The organism is Nonomuraea sp. NPDC049419 (genome assembly GCF_040676995.1).
Classification (GTDB): domain Bacteria; phylum Actinomycetota; class Actinomycetes; order Streptosporangiales; family Streptosporangiaceae; genus Nonomuraea; species Nonomuraea salmonea.
This window is the reverse complement of the sequence record NZ_JBFAQB010000012.1, coordinates 116,624-132,741: the sequence shown is the minus strand read 5'-3', so window position 1 is coordinate 132,741 and position 16,118 is coordinate 116,624. Positions and strand designations below refer to the sequence as shown.

Below are 16,118 nucleotides of genomic sequence, written 5' to 3'. Positions count from 1 at the left end.
CCCTTCCGTCACCTTCAGTCTTTCACCGCACATTCCCCCTCACAAGCCGCTGACCTGCACATTTCGGGTGCTTAGCGGGTGGCGAAGGGGGAGCCGGGGGAGAAGGCGAGGCGGGTGAAGTTCTCGCTGATGCGGCGGTGGCCCTCCTCGCTCGGGTGCACGTCGTCGGGCAGCGGCAGCTCGGCGTTGTCGGGCTCGCCGTACAGGTCGCGGCCGTCGAGGTAGTGCAGGTGCGGGTCGTCGGCGGCACGTCCGGCCACGATCTCGGCCAGCTCGCGGCGGACGACCTCGAGGGTCAGGTGCCCGGACGCGACCCCCGCCGGGTCGCCGGTGGGGCGGAAGCGTACGGTGCCGTCCTCGACCTGAGCGGTGAGGGGCCCCGGCGTGCGTTCCTGGATCGGGCACAGGATGGCCGACACGATCAGCAGCGGCGTCTCAGGATGGCCGTCCCTGATCGTGTCGAGGAACCCGTGCACGGCGGGGACGAAGGCACGCAGCCGCATGATGTCGCTGTTGACCAGGTTGATGCCGATCTTCACGCTGATGAGGTCGACCGGGGTGTCGCGCATCGCGCGGGCCGTGAACGGATCGAGCAGCGCGCTGCCGCCGAACCCCATGTTCACCAGCTCGACCCCGCCAGCGGCGGCGGCCAGGGCCGGCCAGATGGCGGTGGGGTGCAGGGCGTTGGAGCCGTGGCTGATGGAGCTGCCGTGGTGCAGCCACACCCGCCGCCCGTGCGGCCGGGGCGGGGCGACCGGCGCGTCCGTACGCAGCGCGGACAGCTCGGTGGTCTCGTTGTGCGGGAGCCAGATCTCGACGTCCTTGTCGCCGGCGGGCAGCCCGGTGAAGCGGGCGGTGCCGGAAGGCCCCTCGTGCACCTCCACGGCCCCGGTCGCGAAGTCGGCGACGCGCGTTCGACCGCCCGGCACGGTGGCCTGGGCGGCGAGCCGGCCGTCGATCATCAGGTCGTAGACGCCGGAAGGCAGATCGGGCAGCCCGCGGTAGGCGCGCTTGGTGGGCAGCGCGTCCAGCTCGATGGTGGTGGCGGCGGTGCGGAAGGCGAGCCGGACGCCGGACGGCTGGCTCTCGGCCATCGCGAGCTGCTCGTCCGGGATCTGCCTGCGCGCTCGTGCCGGCAGCCGGTGGGGGAGCAGTCCGTACGGGGTCCGCTCCACGTCGAGGGCGCCCCGCAGGAGGCCGGGGGTGACGGGAGTGGTGATCAGTTCGTTCATCGCCTCAAGCCTGACGAGGGGAAACAAGAAGTTACAACCATTATGCATGAGCTTAAAGGTATTAAGCATGGGCCATGGAAACGGACAGTTGACATCACACACCCCGTCCCATGAAACTCTCCCGAAACATGAGGCGCGTTCGGTAAACGTTTACAGGAGTGGTCGATGCCCGTACCCCGATGGATCACCGCCGGCGCGCTCGCCGTCGTGACCGCGCTCAGCCTGACGGCCGGCCCCGCCCAGACCGAGGCGCGGACCGGTGGGACGATCACCACGGCGTCCGCACCCTCGAAGGCGCTGGGCGGTGAGGACATCGCCTACAACGTCTACCTGCCCGCCGGATACGACCGGAGCAAGGATCGCCATCCCGTGCTCTACCTGCTGCACGGCCGCGGCGACAGCATGCAGGCGTGGACGCGGGTCAAGACGACCCTCGACGACATGATCAGGACCAAGCGCATCCCGCCGGTCATCGCGGTCATGCCGGACGCTCCGTGGAGCGAGCGCGGCAACTGGTACGTCGACTCCCGCTACACCGGCGACGACCTGCCGGGCCGCCCGGTGGAGACAGCGCTGACCAGGGACCTCGTCGCGCACGTGGACGCCACGTACCGGACCGCGCCCATCAGGCAGGCCCGCCTGGTCGGCGGCTACTCGATGGGCGGCGCGGGCGCCCTGCGCTACGCGCTCGCGCACCAGGACCTGTTCGGCGCCGCCGCGGTGCTCAGCCCCGCCGTCTACACGCCGCTGCCGCCGTCGGACTCCTCGGCCCGCGACTACGGCGCGTTCGGCGAGGGCGAGGAGAAGTTCGCGGACGCGGTCTACAAGAAGCTCAACTACCCGGCCCTGCTCGAGGACCTCGACCCCGACCTGCCGGTACGGATGTTCGTGGCCGTCGGCGACGACGAGTACGCCAACCCCGACCCGGCCGACGCCCGCCACGACCTCGACTTCGAGTCGGCCGCCCTCTACAACGCCGCCCGCCGCTCACCCGCGATCTCCGCCCAGCTCAGGATCCTGGACGGCGGCCACGACTGGGACGTCTGGACCCCCGCCTTCGAGCAGGCCATGGCCGACCTCGGCCCCGGCCTCAGCGTCACCCCGCCGACGGGGCTGCCCGCCCCGCTGCACGGCACGTCCGCCGTGGACTGGGCGGGCGGCGTGGCCGCCGCAGCGGACGGCACCTTGACCATCGGGTACGCCACCGCCGAGAACGGCGACCTCGATGCCGTCGTCACCAGGCCGGGCGGCTGGACCCGGCGCATCGCCACGCCCGCCGACGAGCGCCTGTACGGGGTCGTGCCGCTGCCGGACGGCGGCGTGCTCGCGGCCGGCTACACCAAGGGCGACCTGGACGGGAAGCACGCGGGCAACGGCACCGACGACGCGTTCGTGGTCAGGCTCGGCCCGGACGGCGAGGTCCGCTGGACCACCCAGTTCGGCGCCCCGGGCGCCGCCGACCGCGTGTACGGGCTGGCCGCCGCCCCCGACGGAGGCGCGTACGTCGCCGGCTACACCAAGGGCGCGCTCGACGGCGCCAACGCCGGCGACAAGGACGCCATCGCCGCCCGCCTGAGCCCCGATGGCGAGGTGACGTGGATCCGCCAGTACGGCGGCCCCGGCGAGGACAAGGCCACCGGCGTCGCCGCGGCGGCCACGGGCGTCTACCTCACGGGCAGCACCACGGCCGCGCTGCCCGGCACGACCGCGCGCGGCGGCACGGACGGCTGGCTGGCCGCGTACACCGCCGACGGCGCCAGGACCTGGGCCGCCACCGAGGGGGGCACCGGCGGCGACCGGCTGAACGCGGTCACCGTCACCACCACCGGCCTGGTCGTCGCGACCGGCGCCACGTCGGGCGACGCGCTCACCGTCGCCTACACCGATCGGGGCAAGCGCCGCTGGGAGCACCGGCTCGCCACCGCCGCCGCCGACGAGGGCGCCGCCGTGGCCGCGCTGCCGGGCGGGGAGATCGCGGTCGCCGGCTACACGCGGGGCAAGGTCGCGGTGCCGGCGGGCGGGGCCGACGTGCTGACGCTCCGCCTGGACGCCAAGGGCGTCCAGCGCGCCGCCGCCCAGCAGGGGACCGCCAGGGACGACGGCGTCGACCCGTTCGCCGAGCCCAACCTGTACGCCGCGGCGATCGGGCAGGGGAAGGTGGCGATCGCGGGGCTGACGTACGGCACGCCTGAGGGCGGCCGCGCCCTCGGCAACGGCGACGTCTTCCTCGCCACCGTCCCGTGACAGGGCACGGCCGCCCTCAATGACCAAGGTCAGACGCGCTTCCAGAGGGCGGGCACGTTCGGCGGCTCCCAGCCGGCGAGCGAGGTGTGCGCCTGGATGCACTCGTACGTCGAGCCGCTGTACGTCACCCGGTCGCCCACCCGATACGCCTTGTTCGCGCTCCACGTGCCGCCGGGGTCGGTCGGCGGGTTCGTGGGCGTCGGGGTCGGGGTGGGCGTCGGGGTCGGGGTCGGGGTGGGCGTCGGGTTGGGGTTCGGGGTGCCGCCCCCGCCGAAGTCCACGTCGGAGCAGGTGTAGAAGGCCTCGTTGCTGCCGACCACGCGCTGCCAGATCGAGTAGAGGATGTGCCGCCCGGTCCGCTGCGGCAGGTTGATCGTCCAGTTCGTGAACGTGGTCGGGTTCTGGTTGTTGAACGTCCTGATGTGCACCAGATCCGACCACTTGAGGGGCATGGTGGGGTTCCAGCCGTCGCGGGTGATGTAGAACTCGAAGTTGCTGTTGGCGTGCGGGGCGGTCGCGTGGTACGTCAGCGTGAAGGTGCCGGGCCGCACCTGCGTGGCAGGCCAGTCGGAGCGCTGCAGGTCGAGCCCGCGGTACTTGTCGCGGCCCGCGCTGCAGAGCTTGCCGTCGGGGATGAGCTGGCGGTGCCTGCCGCCCGCTTCGAGCAGCGAGACCTCGTTCCAGTCGTAGAACGCCTGGGTGCCGCCGGCGGCCACGGCGGCCTTGCAGGCGGCGGACTTCGGCGACTCCGGGCCCTCGTTCTTGCAGACGTAGACGCGGCTCGGGGGGTTGGACATGGTGCCGTGGGCGTTGGCGGCGGATGCCGGCAGCAGGACCAGCATTCCGGTGGCCGCCGTCACGGTTGCGATCGTACTCTTGCGCACCTGCGCTCCTGGGGGGTGAGACAGGATTAAAAAGGAAACCTTCCTAAGAATTAACGATTTCTGACTCACGCGCAAGCGGTTCCAGTCAAAGGACCGGTCCGGACACGCGAACGGCCCGCGCCGGACGAGGCACGGGCCGTTCCCAGGAAGACGGTCAGGCGGGCGAGCCGAGGAAGCCCTCCTTGCTCAGCCACTCCTCGCTGACCTTGTCCGGCTCCTTGCCCTCGACGTCCACCTGTGCGTTGAGCTGCTGCATGGTGGCGTCGTCGAGCTTGTCGATGACGGGCTGGAGCACCTTCTCCAGTGCCGGGTGCTTCTCGAACGTCTCCTGCCGCACGGTCACCGCGGCGTTGTAGATCGGGAAGAACTTCTTGTCGTCCTCCAGCACGGTGAGCCCGAGCGCGGCGATCCGGCCGTCGGTGGTGAACACCTCACCGAAGTTGCAGGTCTGCCCCTTGTCGGTCTCGGTGTAGACGACGCCGGTGTCGAGCAGCTTGACCTGGTTCTTCGGGATCTCCATCTCGTAGGCCTTGGACAGGCCGGGCAGGCCGTCGTCACGTGTGGAGAACTCCGTCTCGATGCAGAGCGTGACCTCCTGCGGTTTGGTCTTGAGCAGCTCGGCCACGTCGGAGACGGTCTTGACGCCCAGCTCCTGCGCCTTCTCGGAGCGGATGGCCAGGGCGTAGGTGTTGTTGAGCGGGGTCGGCCCGATCCACTTGATCTTGTTCTTGGTCAGGTCGGCCTCGGAGGTGGCCTTGAACTGCTCGGCCGAGTCCTGGATCGGTTTGGTGTTCTTGAGGAACTCGATCCAGCCGGTGCCGGAGTAGTCCCAGTACAGGTCGATCTCGCCGGACTCCAGGGCCTTGCGGTTGGGTACGGTGCCGCCGAGGTTCGTCTTGTCCTCGATCTCCGCGCCGTGCGCCCTGAGCAGGTGCACCGCGATCTTGCCGAGCATGATGTTCTCGGTGAAGTCCTTGGAGCCGACGACGAGCTTGGCGCCTGCCAGCTCGTCGCCGGCGCTGCCCGTTTCGACGGAGCCGGAGCCGCCGCACGCGCCGGCCGACAGGGTCAGTGTCGTGGCGGCGAGAAGGGTGAGGGTCGTCCTGAGGGGACGGAAACGCATGTCAGAAACACCTCGTGTGGGGGTTGCGTGGGGGAACTGCCTGACGAAACGGGGGGGATGTGCGGGGGCGGGATCACATGCCGCGTGGTTTGAGCGCGTGCTCGGCCAGACCGCCGAGCCAGTCGATGAGGAACGCGATGCACGCGGTGAGCACGCCGCCGACGATGGTGACGGGCATGCGGTTGAGTTTGAGCCCGTTGATGATCAGCTCGCCGAAGCCGCCGGCCGCGACGAAGGCGCCGAGCGTGGCCACGCCGACGGTCAGGACGAGCGCGGTACGCAGCCCGGCCAGGATCGCCGGCACCGCCAGCTTGAGCTCCACCCGCCGCAGCACCTGGCCGCGGGTCATGCCCATGCCGCGCGCCGCCTCGATGAGCGCGGGATCGACCTGCTGCACGCCGACCATGGTGTTGCGCAGCACGGGCAGCACCGCGTACGCGACGAGACCGACCAGCGCGGTCTGGAATCCGACGCCCATCAGGAACGTGGCGAGCACCAGCAGGCCGATGCAGGGGACGGCCTGGCCCAGGTTGCCCACGGTGAGGATGAGCGGCGCGACGATCTTGTTGCGGGCCCGCGAGGCGACGATGCCGAGCGGGATGGCGATGACCACGACGAGGAGGGTCGCGGCGGCCGTCATCTTCAGGTGCTCGACGGCCTTGGTGACGATGACGGAGGTGTTCAGGCTGCGCTGCTCGATCGAGTCCAGCTCCAGCGTGCCGACCCAGAGATAGAGGGCGGCGAGCACGACGAGCACCGCGACCGGGGTGAACAGCAGGCTGCGGACGCGGGGCATGCGCCGTTCGAGGGGGCGGACGGGCGCGGCGCGCAGGGTCTGGGCGGTCACCGGAGACCTCCGCTTCCCGCGCCCTCCTGCTCGGGCACGCCGACCGCCGCGCAGAGCGAGGCGTAGGTGAGCACGCCCGACGGCGTGCTGCACCGGTCGGTGCCGTGGGCCAGCATGAGGTCGAGCGCCTCGCGCAGCGTGGTGCCGGCCGCCACCTGCAGCAGCGCCGGATCTGGGGACGACTCGGCGGGCGGGATGTCCTCGACCCGCAGCAGCGCCAGCCGCTTCAGCGTGCCGTCCTGGCCGATGAAGCTGGCCACGTAGTCGTCGGCAGGGTTGGCGAGGATGTTGGCGGGGGTGTCGTACTGGGCGATATGGGAGCGTTCGCGGAGGATCGCGATACGGTCGCCCAGCTTGATCGCCTCCTCGAAGTCATGGGTGACGAAGATGATCGTCTTGCGGAGCTGCTTCTGCAGGCGGACGAACTCGTTCTGCAGGTGCTCGCGGGTGATCGGGTCGGTGGCGCCGAACGGCTCGTCCATGAGCATCACGGGCGGGTCGGCGGCCAGGGCCCTGGCGACGCCGACGCGCTGCTGCTGGCCGCCGGAGAGCTGGCGCGGGTAGCGGTCGCGGAACGCCGAGGGCTCCAGGCTGACCAGCGCGAGCAGTTCCTCGACGCGCTCGGCGACCTTGGCCGGGGCCCAGCCGAGCAGCTTGGGCACCAGGCCGATGTTCTGCGCCACCGTCAGGTGGGGGAACAGGCCGACCTGCTGGATGGCGTACCCGACGTGCCGGCGCAGCTGGTCGGGGTCGAGGCTGAGCACGTCCTCGCCGCCGATGCGGATCTCGCCGGAGGTGGGCTCCACCAGCCGGTTGATCATCTTCATCGTGGTCGTCTTGCCGCACCCGGACGGCCCCACGAACACGACGAGCTCGCCCGCCGGGATGTCGAGGGTGACGTTGTCGACCGCTGGGGTGGCCTGCCCCGGGTACTGCTTGGTCAGCGAGCGCAGCTCGATGCGCACGCCTTCGGAGTCACGGTCGAACACGAAGCCCCCTCGGGGTGGTCAGTAGGCGGACGGCGAAGAAGAACAGGTCGAACAGGATGGCGATGACGACGACGCCGAGGGTGCCGGCGAGCGTGGCGTTGAGCGAGTTCACCGAGCCGAGCCTGGACAGGCCCTCGAAGATCTGGTTGCCGAGGCCGGGCCCGTCGACGAAGGCGGCGATGGCGGCGATGCCGATGAGCATCTGCGCCGAGATCCGCACGCCCGCCAGGATCAGCGGCCAGGCCAGCGGGAGCTGCACCTGCAGCAGCACCCGCGTACGGGTCAGGCCCATGCCGCGGCCCGCCTCCACGGTGGCCGCGTCCAGGCCGTTGAGCCCGGTCACGGTGTTGCGGATGATCGGCAGGAACGCGTACACGACGAGCGAGACCAGCGTCGATCCCCAGCCCAGACCCGTGATCGGGATGAGCAGGGTGAGCAGCGCCAGCGAGGGGATCGTGAGGATCGCCGCGGAGACCGCTATGGAGCTGCCGCGTACTCTCGGCGAGTCGTAGGAGAGGAGCCCGACGGCGACGCCGATGAGGGTGGCGATGAGGATCGCGATCGCCACGACGAGGGCGTGTTCGGCGGCGGCCAGCGAGAGGGTGTCCCATCGAGAGACCACGTACTCGCCGAAACTCATGAAGTGACCACCTTCGCTTACGCTTGCATGGATTCGCAAACGTATGCGATCTGTTGCGATGAGCGCAAAATGAGATGCAGCTAGCGCAACACTAGTGCAATGCTTTCGTTACGAACGGACAAGGATGACGGAGAAGCCGCCAGTGTCCTCGGCCGGGCTACGCCGGGACATGGAGATCCTCGAAGTACTCGCAGGTCATGGGGATGAACGGGACGCCGACGGCTTCGGCGTGAGCTGGATCGCGGAGCGGCTCGACCGGGAGAAAAGCCAGGTCTCGCGGGCTCTGCGGTCACTGGAGCTCGAAGGCATGGTCGAGCGCGACCCGCTCACTCGCCGCTACCGGCTCGGGTGGCGGTTGTTCGCGCTCGCCGCCCGCACCCAGCACGCGCGGCTCGTACGCCTGGCCGCCCCCTACGTCAGGCGCCTGGCCGCCGCGTTCGACGAGGACGCCTACCTGTGCGTGCTGCGCGGCAGCATGGTGCTAACCCTGATGTCGGTACCCTCGTCGCGGGCTTATCACCGGGTGTGGGAGGGTGTGTCGGTCCCCGTCATCATGGCGGGGGCAGGTCGTTCCCTGCTGGCCGACTGGGACGACGACCGCGTCCGCGAGCTGCTGCGCGCCACCCTGCCGTCGGGGCTGGACAGCGCGGTCGGCAGCGAGGAGCAGTGGCTGGCCGAGCTGGCGCACGTGCGCACGGCCGGGTACGCGATCTCCGACACCGAGCTGGACGACACCGAGGTCGGGGTGTCGGCTCCCGTACGCGACCATCGCGGGCTGATCACGGCGGCGCTCACCGTGTCGGTCACCCGGACCTCAGGGCGGGCCCGCCTGCACGAGATCGGCGGGGTCGTGGCGCAGACGGCGGCGGAGTTCTCGATCGGGCTGGGCCACGGCCCGGCGGGCCTCCGTCCGCCGGGCGAACCGGCCCGCACCCGCCGCGCCGCCCGCCCCGCCCCATCGGACCCCGCCCCATCGGACCAGGACCCCGCCGCATCGGACCCCGCCGCATGGGACCCCGCCCCATCGGACTCCGCGCCCGAAGCCCCATCGGACCAGGAGCCCGCCGCTTGGCCCGACCCCGGCTGCGAGCGCTAGCGAGCACCGGCCGGCTTCAGCGGCTCAGCGGCCCTGGCGGCGGACGCGGTAGCGCAGGTGGAGCACGCGGTCGCCCTGGATGACCACGTGCGGGTCCTCCAGCAGGTGCTGCGTGTCCAGCGAGCCGAAGTACCGCTTGCCAGAGCCGAAGACGACCGGCACGACGTCCATGGCCACCTCGTCCACCAGCCCGAGGGCGAGGGCCTGGCCGCCGACCTCGCCCGCCGCCACGCCTACCATGCGCTCGCCGGCCAGCTCGCGCGCCTTGGCGACCGCCTCGGCGACGCCTTCGACGAAGTGGAAGGGCGCGTCCGGGTGCCAGCCCTCGGGCCGGGGCCGGTGCGTCACCACGACGACGTGCTCGCCCGACGCCGGCCGGCCGTTCCAGCCGTCGGTGGTGTCGAACAGGTGCCGGCCGATCACCAGCGCCAGGACCTCCGGCAGGACCTGCTGGAGGTAGTCGGCCGACGCCTGCGACACCCGGCCCATGCCGACGTCCACGGTGCCGTTGCCGTACCAGTCGAACAGCGGGCCGACCTGGTCGTGCGCGTCGGCGATAAAGCCGTCGACCGACACCACGTTGTGCATCACCACGGTGCTCATGAGATCTCCTGACAGTGTCCGTGAGCCGGTCCCGGACGGGACCGCTCGCCCATGCGTCGAACGCCCGGCCCCCGGATCGACACGCCTCAGGAGAAAATTCGTCACAGGCCCTTGGCGGCGTAGTCGTAGCGGTCGTTGAAGCGCACCCACGCCTTCTTGCCCTCGAAGAGCTGGAACGGGTCCGGCTGCCACTTCTTCTTGTCCTTGAGGAAGTAGTTGTCGCGCTCGCAGGAGCCGCGCGCCCAGAACGACGAGACCTTGTCGCGCCAGTAGCGGGTGAAGTTGAACTTCTTGCACTTCGCCGGTGACGAACGCCACTTGGCCATGGCCCCGCGCCAGTTCCTGTGCTCGTACACGCAGTACCAGCCGCGCGGGCAGGACGCCTGCGTGGCCGACAGCAGCAGCCGCACCGAGCCGCCCTCCCAGGCGATCTCGTTGTCGCTGATCTTCGTCCCGTACGGGACCGCGGCCAGATAGGCGTTGATCCGCGCGGCGTTGGCGGCCGCCTGGGCCGGGGCGGCGTTGAGAGCGCCCGCCACGACCGCGCCGGCGGCGATCACCGCGCCGGCCCGCACCAGCGTGCGCCGCGCCCGGCCGGTCCCGGTCCTGGTTGTGTGGCTCATGTCGTCCTCCCCCTTCGGGTGATCCGTCGGGGGAGACGCTAGGCGGCGCGGTGTTGAGCGCCTGTTGAGGCCATGTTGAGTGAATGGCATGACCTGCGGCATTTGCCCGGCGAAGGCGGGGCATGGCGTCTATGTTGATCTCTTGGAACGTTAAAGATGATGCTGATGAGGAGGCTGTGATGGGGGAGAACGCAGACCGCGCCGCGCTGGCCGCACGCATGGACACCTCCGTCCCGCACCCCGCCCGCGTGTGGGACTACTGGCTGGGCGGCAAGGACAACTACGCCTCCGACCGCGAGGTCGGCGAGGAGATCGTGAAGGTCATGCCCGACCTGCCGGTCAACGCGCGGGCCGAACGGGAGTTCATCGGCCGCGTCGTGCGCCACCTGGCCGGCGAGTGCGGCGTCGACCAGTTCCTCGACGTGGGCACCGGCATCCCCACCGCCGACAACACGCACCAGGTGGCCCAGCGGGTCAACCCCAAGGCCAGGATCGTGTACGTCGACAACGACCCGATCGTGCTGGTCCACGCGCGGGCGCTGCTGGTGGGCACCGAGGAGGGCGCGACCGACTACCTCGACGCCGACCTGCGCGAGCCCGGGCCGATCCTGCGCGACGCGGCCCGTACCCTCGACTTCTCCCGCCCGGTCGCGCTGCTGCTGATGGGCGTGCTGGAGTTCGTGCCGGACGCCGAGCCGGCGCACGCCTCAGTGCGCACGCTCCTCGACGCGCTGCCGTCCGGCAGCTACCTCGCGCTCGCGCACAGCGTGCGCAGCGCCTCGATGGACAAGGCCGCCGCCGAGTGGAACGCCAGCGGCGCCACCCCGCTGACGCTGCGCACCGAGGACGAGCTGCGCGCCTTCTTCCACGGCCTCGACCTGCTGGAGCCCGGGGTGGTCTCGCTGCCGAAGTGGCGCCCTGAGCCGGAGACCAGCTTCCAGGACCGCGAGGTGTTCCAGTTCGGCGCCCTCGGCAGGAAGCCGTAACCGCTCAGACGCTGCGCAGCACCGACACCACGATGCCCAGCACCGTGGCCTCGTCGCCGTCGATCACCTCGTACGCCGGATTGCGCGGCTCAAGATAGACGTGGCCGCCGCGGCGGCGGAAGACCTTGACGGTGGCCTCGCCGTCGATCATCGCGGCGACGATCTGGCCCGAGTGCGCGTCGGGCTGCTGCCGTACGACGACGACGTCGCCGTCGCAGATCGCCGCCTCGATCATCGAGTCACCGCGCACCCGCAGCGCGAACACCGTGCCCCGCCCCGTCAGGTCGCGCGGCAGGGTCAGCGTCTCGTCGAGCAGCTCGTCGGCCGGGATGGGCACGCCCGCCGCGATGTCGCCCACCACCGGGACGCTCACCAGGTCGGCGGCCGGCTCGGCGGACTCGGGGCGCAGGAACAGCCGTACGTCGATCGGCCGCGCCATCGCTGCGCCCCTGCGCAGCAGCCCCTGATCCTCCAGCGCCTTCAGGTGCTTGGACACCGTCGAGGCCGACCGCAGCCCCACCGCCCTGGCGATCTCGCGCGTGCTCGGCGGGTAGCCGTGCCTGACCACCCAGTCCCTGATCGTGGCCAGGATGTGCTGCTGCCGCTGGGGGAGGTGGTGGACGTCGAGGTGCTCGAACGCGTCGCCGTAGGTGCTCACCGCCGAAATGCTAGAGCCTGCCGCGTCTTTCCGTGGTCATCGAGGCGTCAGGTGAAGGACGAAGGTCCTTCGAACGAGGGCCGTCCAGCACTGACGCCCGCTCCCCGAACGGGCTGGGATGGAGAGGTACGAACAAGGCGCCTCGGAGAGGAAGCCCTCCATGACCACCATGCACAAGCCCGCGGACCTCGGCGAGCAGGCTGAGCAGGCCGTCCAGGCCGCGCTGGAGGCGGCCACCTGGGCGCCGTCGGTGCACAACAGCCAGCCGTGGACGTTCACCGTCTCAGGGGACGAGATCACCGTGCGCGCCGACACCGCCAGAAAGCTGCGCCGCGCCGACCCCGAGGGCCGTCACCTGCACATCAGCTGCGGGGCCGCGCTGTTCAACCTGTGCACGGCGCTGCGCCGGCACGAGTACGAGCCGGTCGTCCGCCTGCTGCCCGACCCCGACAAGCCGGCGCTGCTCGCCATCGTCCGGCTCGGCGAGCGGACCGCCCCCGACGAGCACACCAAGACGCTGCACGGGGAGATCAGGCACCGCCGCACGCACCGCGCCCCCTTCGCCGGCATGCCCGCCCCCGACCGGCTGGTGGAGGCGCTGGTCCGCCAGGCCGCCGCCGAAGGCGCCCGGCTCACCCCGGTCCGGGAGCCCCGGGCCATCCGGATCCTCGCCGCCCTGACGGAGGCGGCGCAGCACGTCCAGTCGATGGACCGGGCGTTCACGCTGGAGCTCGTCCGCTGGGCCAGGCCGCCGGGCAGCGCCCGCAAGGACGGCGTCCCCGCCGACGCCTACCCCGCGCACTCCGCCGGCACCGGGTCCACCGGCTTCGCCCAGCGCGACTACGCCTGGCGCCACGACTGGGGCAGCCGCGGCGACCCGGCCGCCACCTCCATCGGTGTGGTGGCGCTGCTCACCACCTCGGGCGACACCGCCGCCGACTGGCTCACCGCAGGTCAGGCCCTGCAACGCGTCCTGCTGCACGCGAGCGCTTACGGCGTCAGCGCCGCCTTCCACACCCAGGCGCTCGAGTTCCCGCACCTGCGCGCGTTCCTGAGCGAGGAGCTGTGCTCCGGGGCGCGTCCGCAGATGGTGATGCGGCTGGGGATCACCTTCGACGAGCACGGCGCCGTCCGGCGGCCGGTGTCCGACGTGGTGGAGTGACCCCAGCGAGGAGCTGCGCTCGGGAGCGTATCGGCAGCTGGCGATGCGGCGAGCACGGGCGCGGTCCGTCGGCCTCTGTTCGACCGCGGTTCCGATTCGTCCAAGACGTGCCGGGCCCTTTGCCCCTAGCCTTTCGTGACATGTCCAGTGATGAGGCGGCGTGGGAGTCGGCGTGGAAGGTGCTCGCGCCGATGACGGACCTGGTCACGCCCATGGCCGTACGCGTGGCGGCCACTTTGCGATTGACCGACTTGATCGGCGATGATCGCGTACCGGTCGATGAGCTGGCCCGCCGTGCCGGCGCCGACGCCGACGCGCTGGCCCGGCTGCTGCGCCACCTGGTCTGCCATGGCCTCTACACCGAGCCCTCGCCGGGCAGTTTCGCGGTGAACGAGCCCGCCGCGCTCCTGACCTCCGGTCATCCCTCGGGGATGCGGGCCCGGCTCGACCTCGACGGGTTCGGCGGGCGCATGGACCTGGCGTTCACCGGGCTGCTGCAAACCGTACGGACCGGGCAGCCGGCCTGGGAGACGGTCTTCGGGCTGCCGCTCTGGGCTCACCTGGCCGCCGACGAGCAGCTGAGCGCGACGTTCGACGCCATGATGGCCGACGGCCCCGACTACCTCGCCGACGCCCTCGCGGGCTTCGACTGGTCCGGCGTACGGCACGTCGCCGACGTCGGCGGCGGCACCGGCGCCCTGCTCGCCGAGCTGCTGCACGCCCACCCCGGCCTCCGCGGCACTCTCGTCGACCTCCCTGACACGGTCGATCGCGGCCGCCACTTCCTGGCCGAACGCGGCCTGGACGGGCGCTGCGTCTTCGCCGGCCAGAGCTTCTTCGACCCACTGCCCGCCGGGGCCGACGTCTACGTGCTGCGCCGAGTCATCCACGACTGGGACGACGCCTCAGCCATCCGCATCCTCCGCCGCTGCGCCGAGGCCGCCGGTTCTCAGGGACGGATCGTCATGATCGAGTTCCAGGGCGGCGGCGACGCCGCACCGGCCATGTTCGCCGAGATGAACCTACGCATGCTCGTCCTGGCCGGCGGCCGCGAGCGATCATTGGACCAGTACGAAGCCCTCGCCACCGAAGCCGCGTTGGAAGTGACCGCCACGCACTCCACCCCACTCGGCCACCTCATCCTCACGATGCGAGCTCTGTAGCCGCGTCCGACGCTCACCGCCCGCGCAGACAGCGGCGTCCGGCGCTCACCGGTCGATGTTCACCATGCCGCCGCGAACGCCGTGACCGGTCGGCGGGCGCCAGTCGGAGCGGCGGGGCCTGATCGCGCCGCGCAGGTAGAGGGCGTGTGCGGCGCGCCGGGCGAGGATGTCGAGGTGCGCGTCGAGCAGCGGCACCCGGGTGTCGGCGAGTTCGGTGCGGATCACGTGTACGAGATGGTCGAGCAGCGGCAACTCGGCCGGATCGGCGGGCCGCTCAGGCGCGATCTCATCCTGGTGCAGCCCAGGCCGCCGCGGGTCCTCCTGCTCCCCACAGACCCGGCACTCCTCCTCGGCATCCGGGTCGCCCGGGTCCTTCCAGGCGACGTAACGATGAGGCTGGACATGCGACTCATACATGACAATCACCTCATACCCAGCCTAGAAGCCCATATGGCCCCCGACCAGCACGAGGCCGAGCCGTTTCGAGGCGCGGTCTTCCGCTGCTAACGTTCCTTATATTGATTATAAGTAGCGTTAACTTAAATCGAGGGGGCGCCGAGATGGAGTTCACCGTTCTGGCGGGGCTGGGTGGGGTCGGGTTCGTGCTCGTGGGCCTGGTCGTCAACGCGATCTATCTCCGGTCCGGCCTTCCGCTGCCGGCCTCGGACCAGGGCCTCGACGCGGCCACCGACGCCTACGACGGCATCGCGGACGCGTTGAAGCGGCCGTCGGTGGTCGTGCCGGTGACCTGGCTGTGCCTGACCTTCTTCGCTGCGGGGCTGCTGTCGGTGCTGTGGCGCGGCGATGCCGACCAGGGGGCGTGGGCGCTGATGGGGTTCGCCGCGGTGGTGCTGCAGAATGCGACGTTCACCTGCATTGAGGCGCTGAGGTTCGGCATGGCGACGGCCGCCCGCCACGGTCGCGGCTCGATGGCGGGCCTGTGGGGGATGAGCAACGTGCTGTTCGGGTTCAACCAGGCGTTCCTGGCCATGGCGCTGCTCGGCTTCACCGTCGCGGGGGTGAGTGGCGGGCTCGTGCCCGTCTGGCAGGCGGGTCTGGGTTATGCGAGCGCGGCGCTGCTCCTGGTGTCGTCGCTCGCGGCGCCGTACAACGTCGACGGCGGCAACCGTCTCGGGCCGGCCGGGCTGATCGGCTGGCTGGGCTGGGTGGCGTGGATCGTCGCGTACAGCGTCACCCTCCTGCTGCGATAACGTCCTCGTCATGAGCGCAGAGGGGACCCGGCGCCGCTACGACTCGCTGCGCCGCACGGCGCAGGCGATGGAGACCCGCGCCGAGATCGCCCAGGCCGCACGCCGGCTCTTCGTCGCACGGGGCTGGAGCGCGACGACCGTCCGCGACGTCGCCCGCGAGGCGGGCGTGTCCGTGCCGACGGTCTATGCGGTGTACGGCAACAAGGCCGGCCTGACCCGGGCACTGGCGGACGCCGCCGGCCTGTCCGCCGACCCCGCCCGCCAGCTGGCCGAACTGGAGGCCCCGGCGGCGACCCCCGAACGTCAGCTGGCCGTGATGGCCGCCTTCGACCGCCGCCTGTTCGAGCAGGCGGGCGACATCATCGTGCCGCTCCGCGAAGCCGCCCGTACGGAGCCCGACCTGGCCGCGCTCTACCGCGACAGCCGAGCCCGAGCCGACGAGACCCGCCTCGCCGTCTTCTCCTCCTGGCCCGCAGGAACCCTCCGCCCCGACCTGACCGTACGCACCGCCACCGACATCTACGCGGCCCTGTGCAACATCGACGTCTACACCACCCTCACAAGCGAACGCGGCTGGCCACCGTCCCGCGTCGAAGAATGGTGGTCAGAAGCCCTGTCCCGCGAACTCCTCAACCCCTGACGGTCAGCTTCCTGTGC

17 protein-coding genes are annotated in these 16,118 nt (G+C 71.0%); 7 read left to right on the top strand and 10 right to left on the bottom strand.

Annotated elements, in window-relative coordinates:
- Positions 1-71 precede the first annotated feature (71 nt).
- Positions 72-1,232 (bottom strand): GDSL-type esterase/lipase family protein, encoded by a 1,161-nt coding sequence (locus AB0K12_RS30500; RefSeq protein ID WP_364568662.1) that lies wholly within the window; start codon positions 1,230-1,232, stop codon positions 72-74.
- Between the two features lie 165 nt (positions 1,233-1,397).
- On the opposite strand from AB0K12_RS30500, the gene AB0K12_RS30495 reads away from it, so the two are divergent.
- Positions 1,398-3,476: an alpha/beta hydrolase-fold protein gene (locus tag AB0K12_RS30495; protein WP_364568659.1), complete on the top strand. Its 2,079-nt coding sequence runs from the start codon at positions 1,398-1,400 to the stop codon at positions 3,474-3,476.
- A 29-nt stretch (positions 3,477-3,505) separates the two neighbouring features.
- Here the strand turns inward: AB0K12_RS30495 and AB0K12_RS30490 are convergent, their stop codons facing one another.
- From AB0K12_RS30490 to AB0K12_RS30470, 5 genes are all read right to left on the bottom strand, one after another.
- Positions 3,506-4,360 (bottom strand): lytic polysaccharide monooxygenase, encoded by an 855-nt coding sequence (locus AB0K12_RS30490; RefSeq protein WP_364568656.1) that lies wholly within the window; start codon positions 4,358-4,360, stop codon positions 3,506-3,508.
- Between the two features lie 154 nt (positions 4,361-4,514).
- Positions 4,515-5,483 carry a glycine betaine ABC transporter substrate-binding protein gene (locus tag AB0K12_RS30485; protein ID WP_364568653.1) on the bottom strand — a complete coding sequence of 323 codons (969 nt, stop codon included), beginning with the start codon at positions 5,481-5,483 and terminating at the stop codon, positions 4,515-4,517.
- Positions 5,484-5,556: 73 nt separating this feature from the next.
- A complete protein-coding gene (locus AB0K12_RS30480) occupies positions 5,557-6,330 on the bottom strand; it encodes an ABC transporter permease (protein ID WP_364568650.1) in 774 nt (257 codons plus the stop codon).
- Positions 6,327-7,319, bottom strand: coding sequence for an ATP-binding cassette domain-containing protein (locus AB0K12_RS30475; RefSeq protein ID WP_364568647.1), 993 nt, complete (start codon positions 7,317-7,319; stop codon positions 6,327-6,329). Before AB0K12_RS30475 ends, AB0K12_RS30480 begins: the two co-directional genes overlap by 4 nt.
- Entirely contained in the window at positions 7,306-7,959 is a 654-nt protein-coding gene (locus tag AB0K12_RS30470; protein ID WP_355432505.1) for an ABC transporter permease, read from the bottom strand. The genes AB0K12_RS30475 and AB0K12_RS30470 overlap by 14 nt, the downstream gene beginning before the upstream one ends.
- Before the next feature lie 124 nt (positions 7,960-8,083).
- Here AB0K12_RS30470 and AB0K12_RS30465 point away from each other — a divergent pair, with 124 nt between their 5' ends.
- Positions 8,084-9,055 carry an IclR family transcriptional regulator gene (locus AB0K12_RS30465; RefSeq protein WP_364568644.1) on the top strand — a complete coding sequence of 324 codons (972 nt, stop codon included), beginning with the start codon at positions 8,084-8,086 and terminating at the stop codon, positions 9,053-9,055.
- A 24-nt stretch (positions 9,056-9,079) separates the two neighbouring features.
- Here AB0K12_RS30465 and AB0K12_RS30460 read toward each other — a convergent pair whose 3' ends face one another.
- Both AB0K12_RS30460 and AB0K12_RS30455 read right to left on the bottom strand, forming a co-directional pair.
- Positions 9,080-9,658, bottom strand: coding sequence for a dihydrofolate reductase family protein (locus AB0K12_RS30460; RefSeq protein ID WP_364568642.1), 579 nt, complete (start codon positions 9,656-9,658; stop codon positions 9,080-9,082).
- 101 nt (positions 9,659-9,759) lie between these two features.
- Positions 9,760-10,281: a peptidase inhibitor family I36 protein gene (locus AB0K12_RS30455; protein WP_364568640.1), complete on the bottom strand. Its 522-nt coding sequence runs from the start codon at positions 10,279-10,281 to the stop codon at positions 9,760-9,762.
- A gap of 179 nt (positions 10,282-10,460) precedes the next feature.
- Here AB0K12_RS30455 and AB0K12_RS30450 point away from each other — a divergent pair, with 179 nt between their 5' ends.
- A complete protein-coding gene (locus AB0K12_RS30450) occupies positions 10,461-11,267 on the top strand; it encodes an SAM-dependent methyltransferase (RefSeq protein WP_364568636.1) in 807 nt (268 codons plus the stop codon).
- A gap of 4 nt (positions 11,268-11,271) precedes the next feature.
- Here AB0K12_RS30450 and lexA read toward each other — a convergent pair whose 3' ends face one another.
- The gene (gene lexA / locus AB0K12_RS30445; protein WP_345385562.1) at positions 11,272-11,925 is read right to left on the bottom strand and encodes a transcriptional repressor LexA; all 654 of its coding nucleotides are present in this window, start codon (positions 11,923-11,925) and stop codon (positions 11,272-11,274) included.
- A gap of 160 nt (positions 11,926-12,085) precedes the next feature.
- On the opposite strand from lexA, the gene AB0K12_RS30440 reads away from it, so the two are divergent.
- Entirely contained in the window at positions 12,086-13,087 is a 1,002-nt protein-coding gene (locus AB0K12_RS30440; protein WP_364568632.1) for a nitroreductase family protein, read from the top strand.
- A 140-nt stretch (positions 13,088-13,227) separates the two neighbouring features.
- Entirely contained in the window at positions 13,228-14,250 is a 1,023-nt protein-coding gene (locus tag AB0K12_RS30435) for a methyltransferase (protein ID WP_364568629.1), read from the top strand.
- A 45-nt stretch (positions 14,251-14,295) separates the two neighbouring features.
- Here the strand turns inward: AB0K12_RS30435 and AB0K12_RS30430 are convergent, their stop codons facing one another.
- Positions 14,296-14,667 carry a hypothetical protein gene (locus tag AB0K12_RS30430; protein WP_364568627.1) on the bottom strand — a complete coding sequence of 124 codons (372 nt, stop codon included), beginning with the start codon at positions 14,665-14,667 and terminating at the stop codon, positions 14,296-14,298.
- Positions 14,668-14,810: 143 nt separating this feature from the next.
- Between AB0K12_RS30430 and AB0K12_RS30425 the strand changes: the two genes are divergently transcribed.
- Entirely contained in the window at positions 14,811-15,461 is a 651-nt protein-coding gene (locus tag AB0K12_RS30425; protein ID WP_364568624.1) for a hypothetical protein, read from the top strand.
- Positions 15,462-15,471: 10 nt separating this feature from the next.
- On the top strand, positions 15,472-16,101 hold the full coding sequence (locus AB0K12_RS30420) for a helix-turn-helix domain-containing protein (protein ID WP_364568621.1): 630 nt from the start codon (positions 15,472-15,474) through the stop codon (positions 16,099-16,101).
- Positions 16,102-16,118 lie beyond the last annotated feature (17 nt).

What these genes read in the sequence shown, in the direction of transcription:
- AB0K12_RS30500 (WP_364568662.1), bottom strand. Translation starts at nt 1,232, where the DNA reads ATGAACGAACTGATCACCACTCCCGTCACCCCCGGCCTCCTGCGGGGC.
- AB0K12_RS30495 (WP_364568659.1), top strand. Translation starts at nt 1,398, where the DNA reads ATGCCCGTACCCCGATGGATCACCGCCGGCGCGCTCGCCGTCGTGACC.
- AB0K12_RS30485 (WP_364568653.1), bottom strand. Translation starts at nt 5,483, where the DNA reads ATGCGTTTCCGTCCCCTCAGGACGACCCTCACCCTTCTCGCCGCCACG.
- AB0K12_RS30470 (WP_355432505.1), bottom strand. Translation starts at nt 7,959, where the DNA reads ATGAGTTTCGGCGAGTACGTGGTCTCTCGATGGGACACCCTCTCGCTG.
- AB0K12_RS30465 (WP_364568644.1), top strand. Translation starts at nt 8,084, where the DNA reads ATGACGGAGAAGCCGCCAGTGTCCTCGGCCGGGCTACGCCGGGACATG.
- AB0K12_RS30460 (WP_364568642.1), bottom strand. Translation starts at nt 9,658, where the DNA reads ATGAGCACCGTGGTGATGCACAACGTGGTGTCGGTCGACGGCTTTATC.
- AB0K12_RS30455 (WP_364568640.1), bottom strand. Translation starts at nt 10,281, where the DNA reads ATGAGCCACACAACCAGGACCGGGACCGGCCGGGCGCGGCGCACGCTG.
- AB0K12_RS30450 (WP_364568636.1), top strand. Translation starts at nt 10,461, where the DNA reads ATGGGGGAGAACGCAGACCGCGCCGCGCTGGCCGCACGCATGGACACC.
- AB0K12_RS30440 (WP_364568632.1), top strand. Translation starts at nt 12,086, where the DNA reads ATGACCACCATGCACAAGCCCGCGGACCTCGGCGAGCAGGCTGAGCAG.
- AB0K12_RS30435 (WP_364568629.1), top strand. Translation starts at nt 13,228, where the DNA reads ATGTCCAGTGATGAGGCGGCGTGGGAGTCGGCGTGGAAGGTGCTCGCG.
- AB0K12_RS30430 (WP_364568627.1), bottom strand. Translation starts at nt 14,667, where the DNA reads ATGTATGAGTCGCATGTCCAGCCTCATCGTTACGTCGCCTGGAAGGAC.
- AB0K12_RS30425 (WP_364568624.1), top strand. Translation starts at nt 14,811, where the DNA reads ATGGAGTTCACCGTTCTGGCGGGGCTGGGTGGGGTCGGGTTCGTGCTC.
- AB0K12_RS30420 (WP_364568621.1), top strand. Translation starts at nt 15,472, where the DNA reads ATGAGCGCAGAGGGGACCCGGCGCCGCTACGACTCGCTGCGCCGCACG.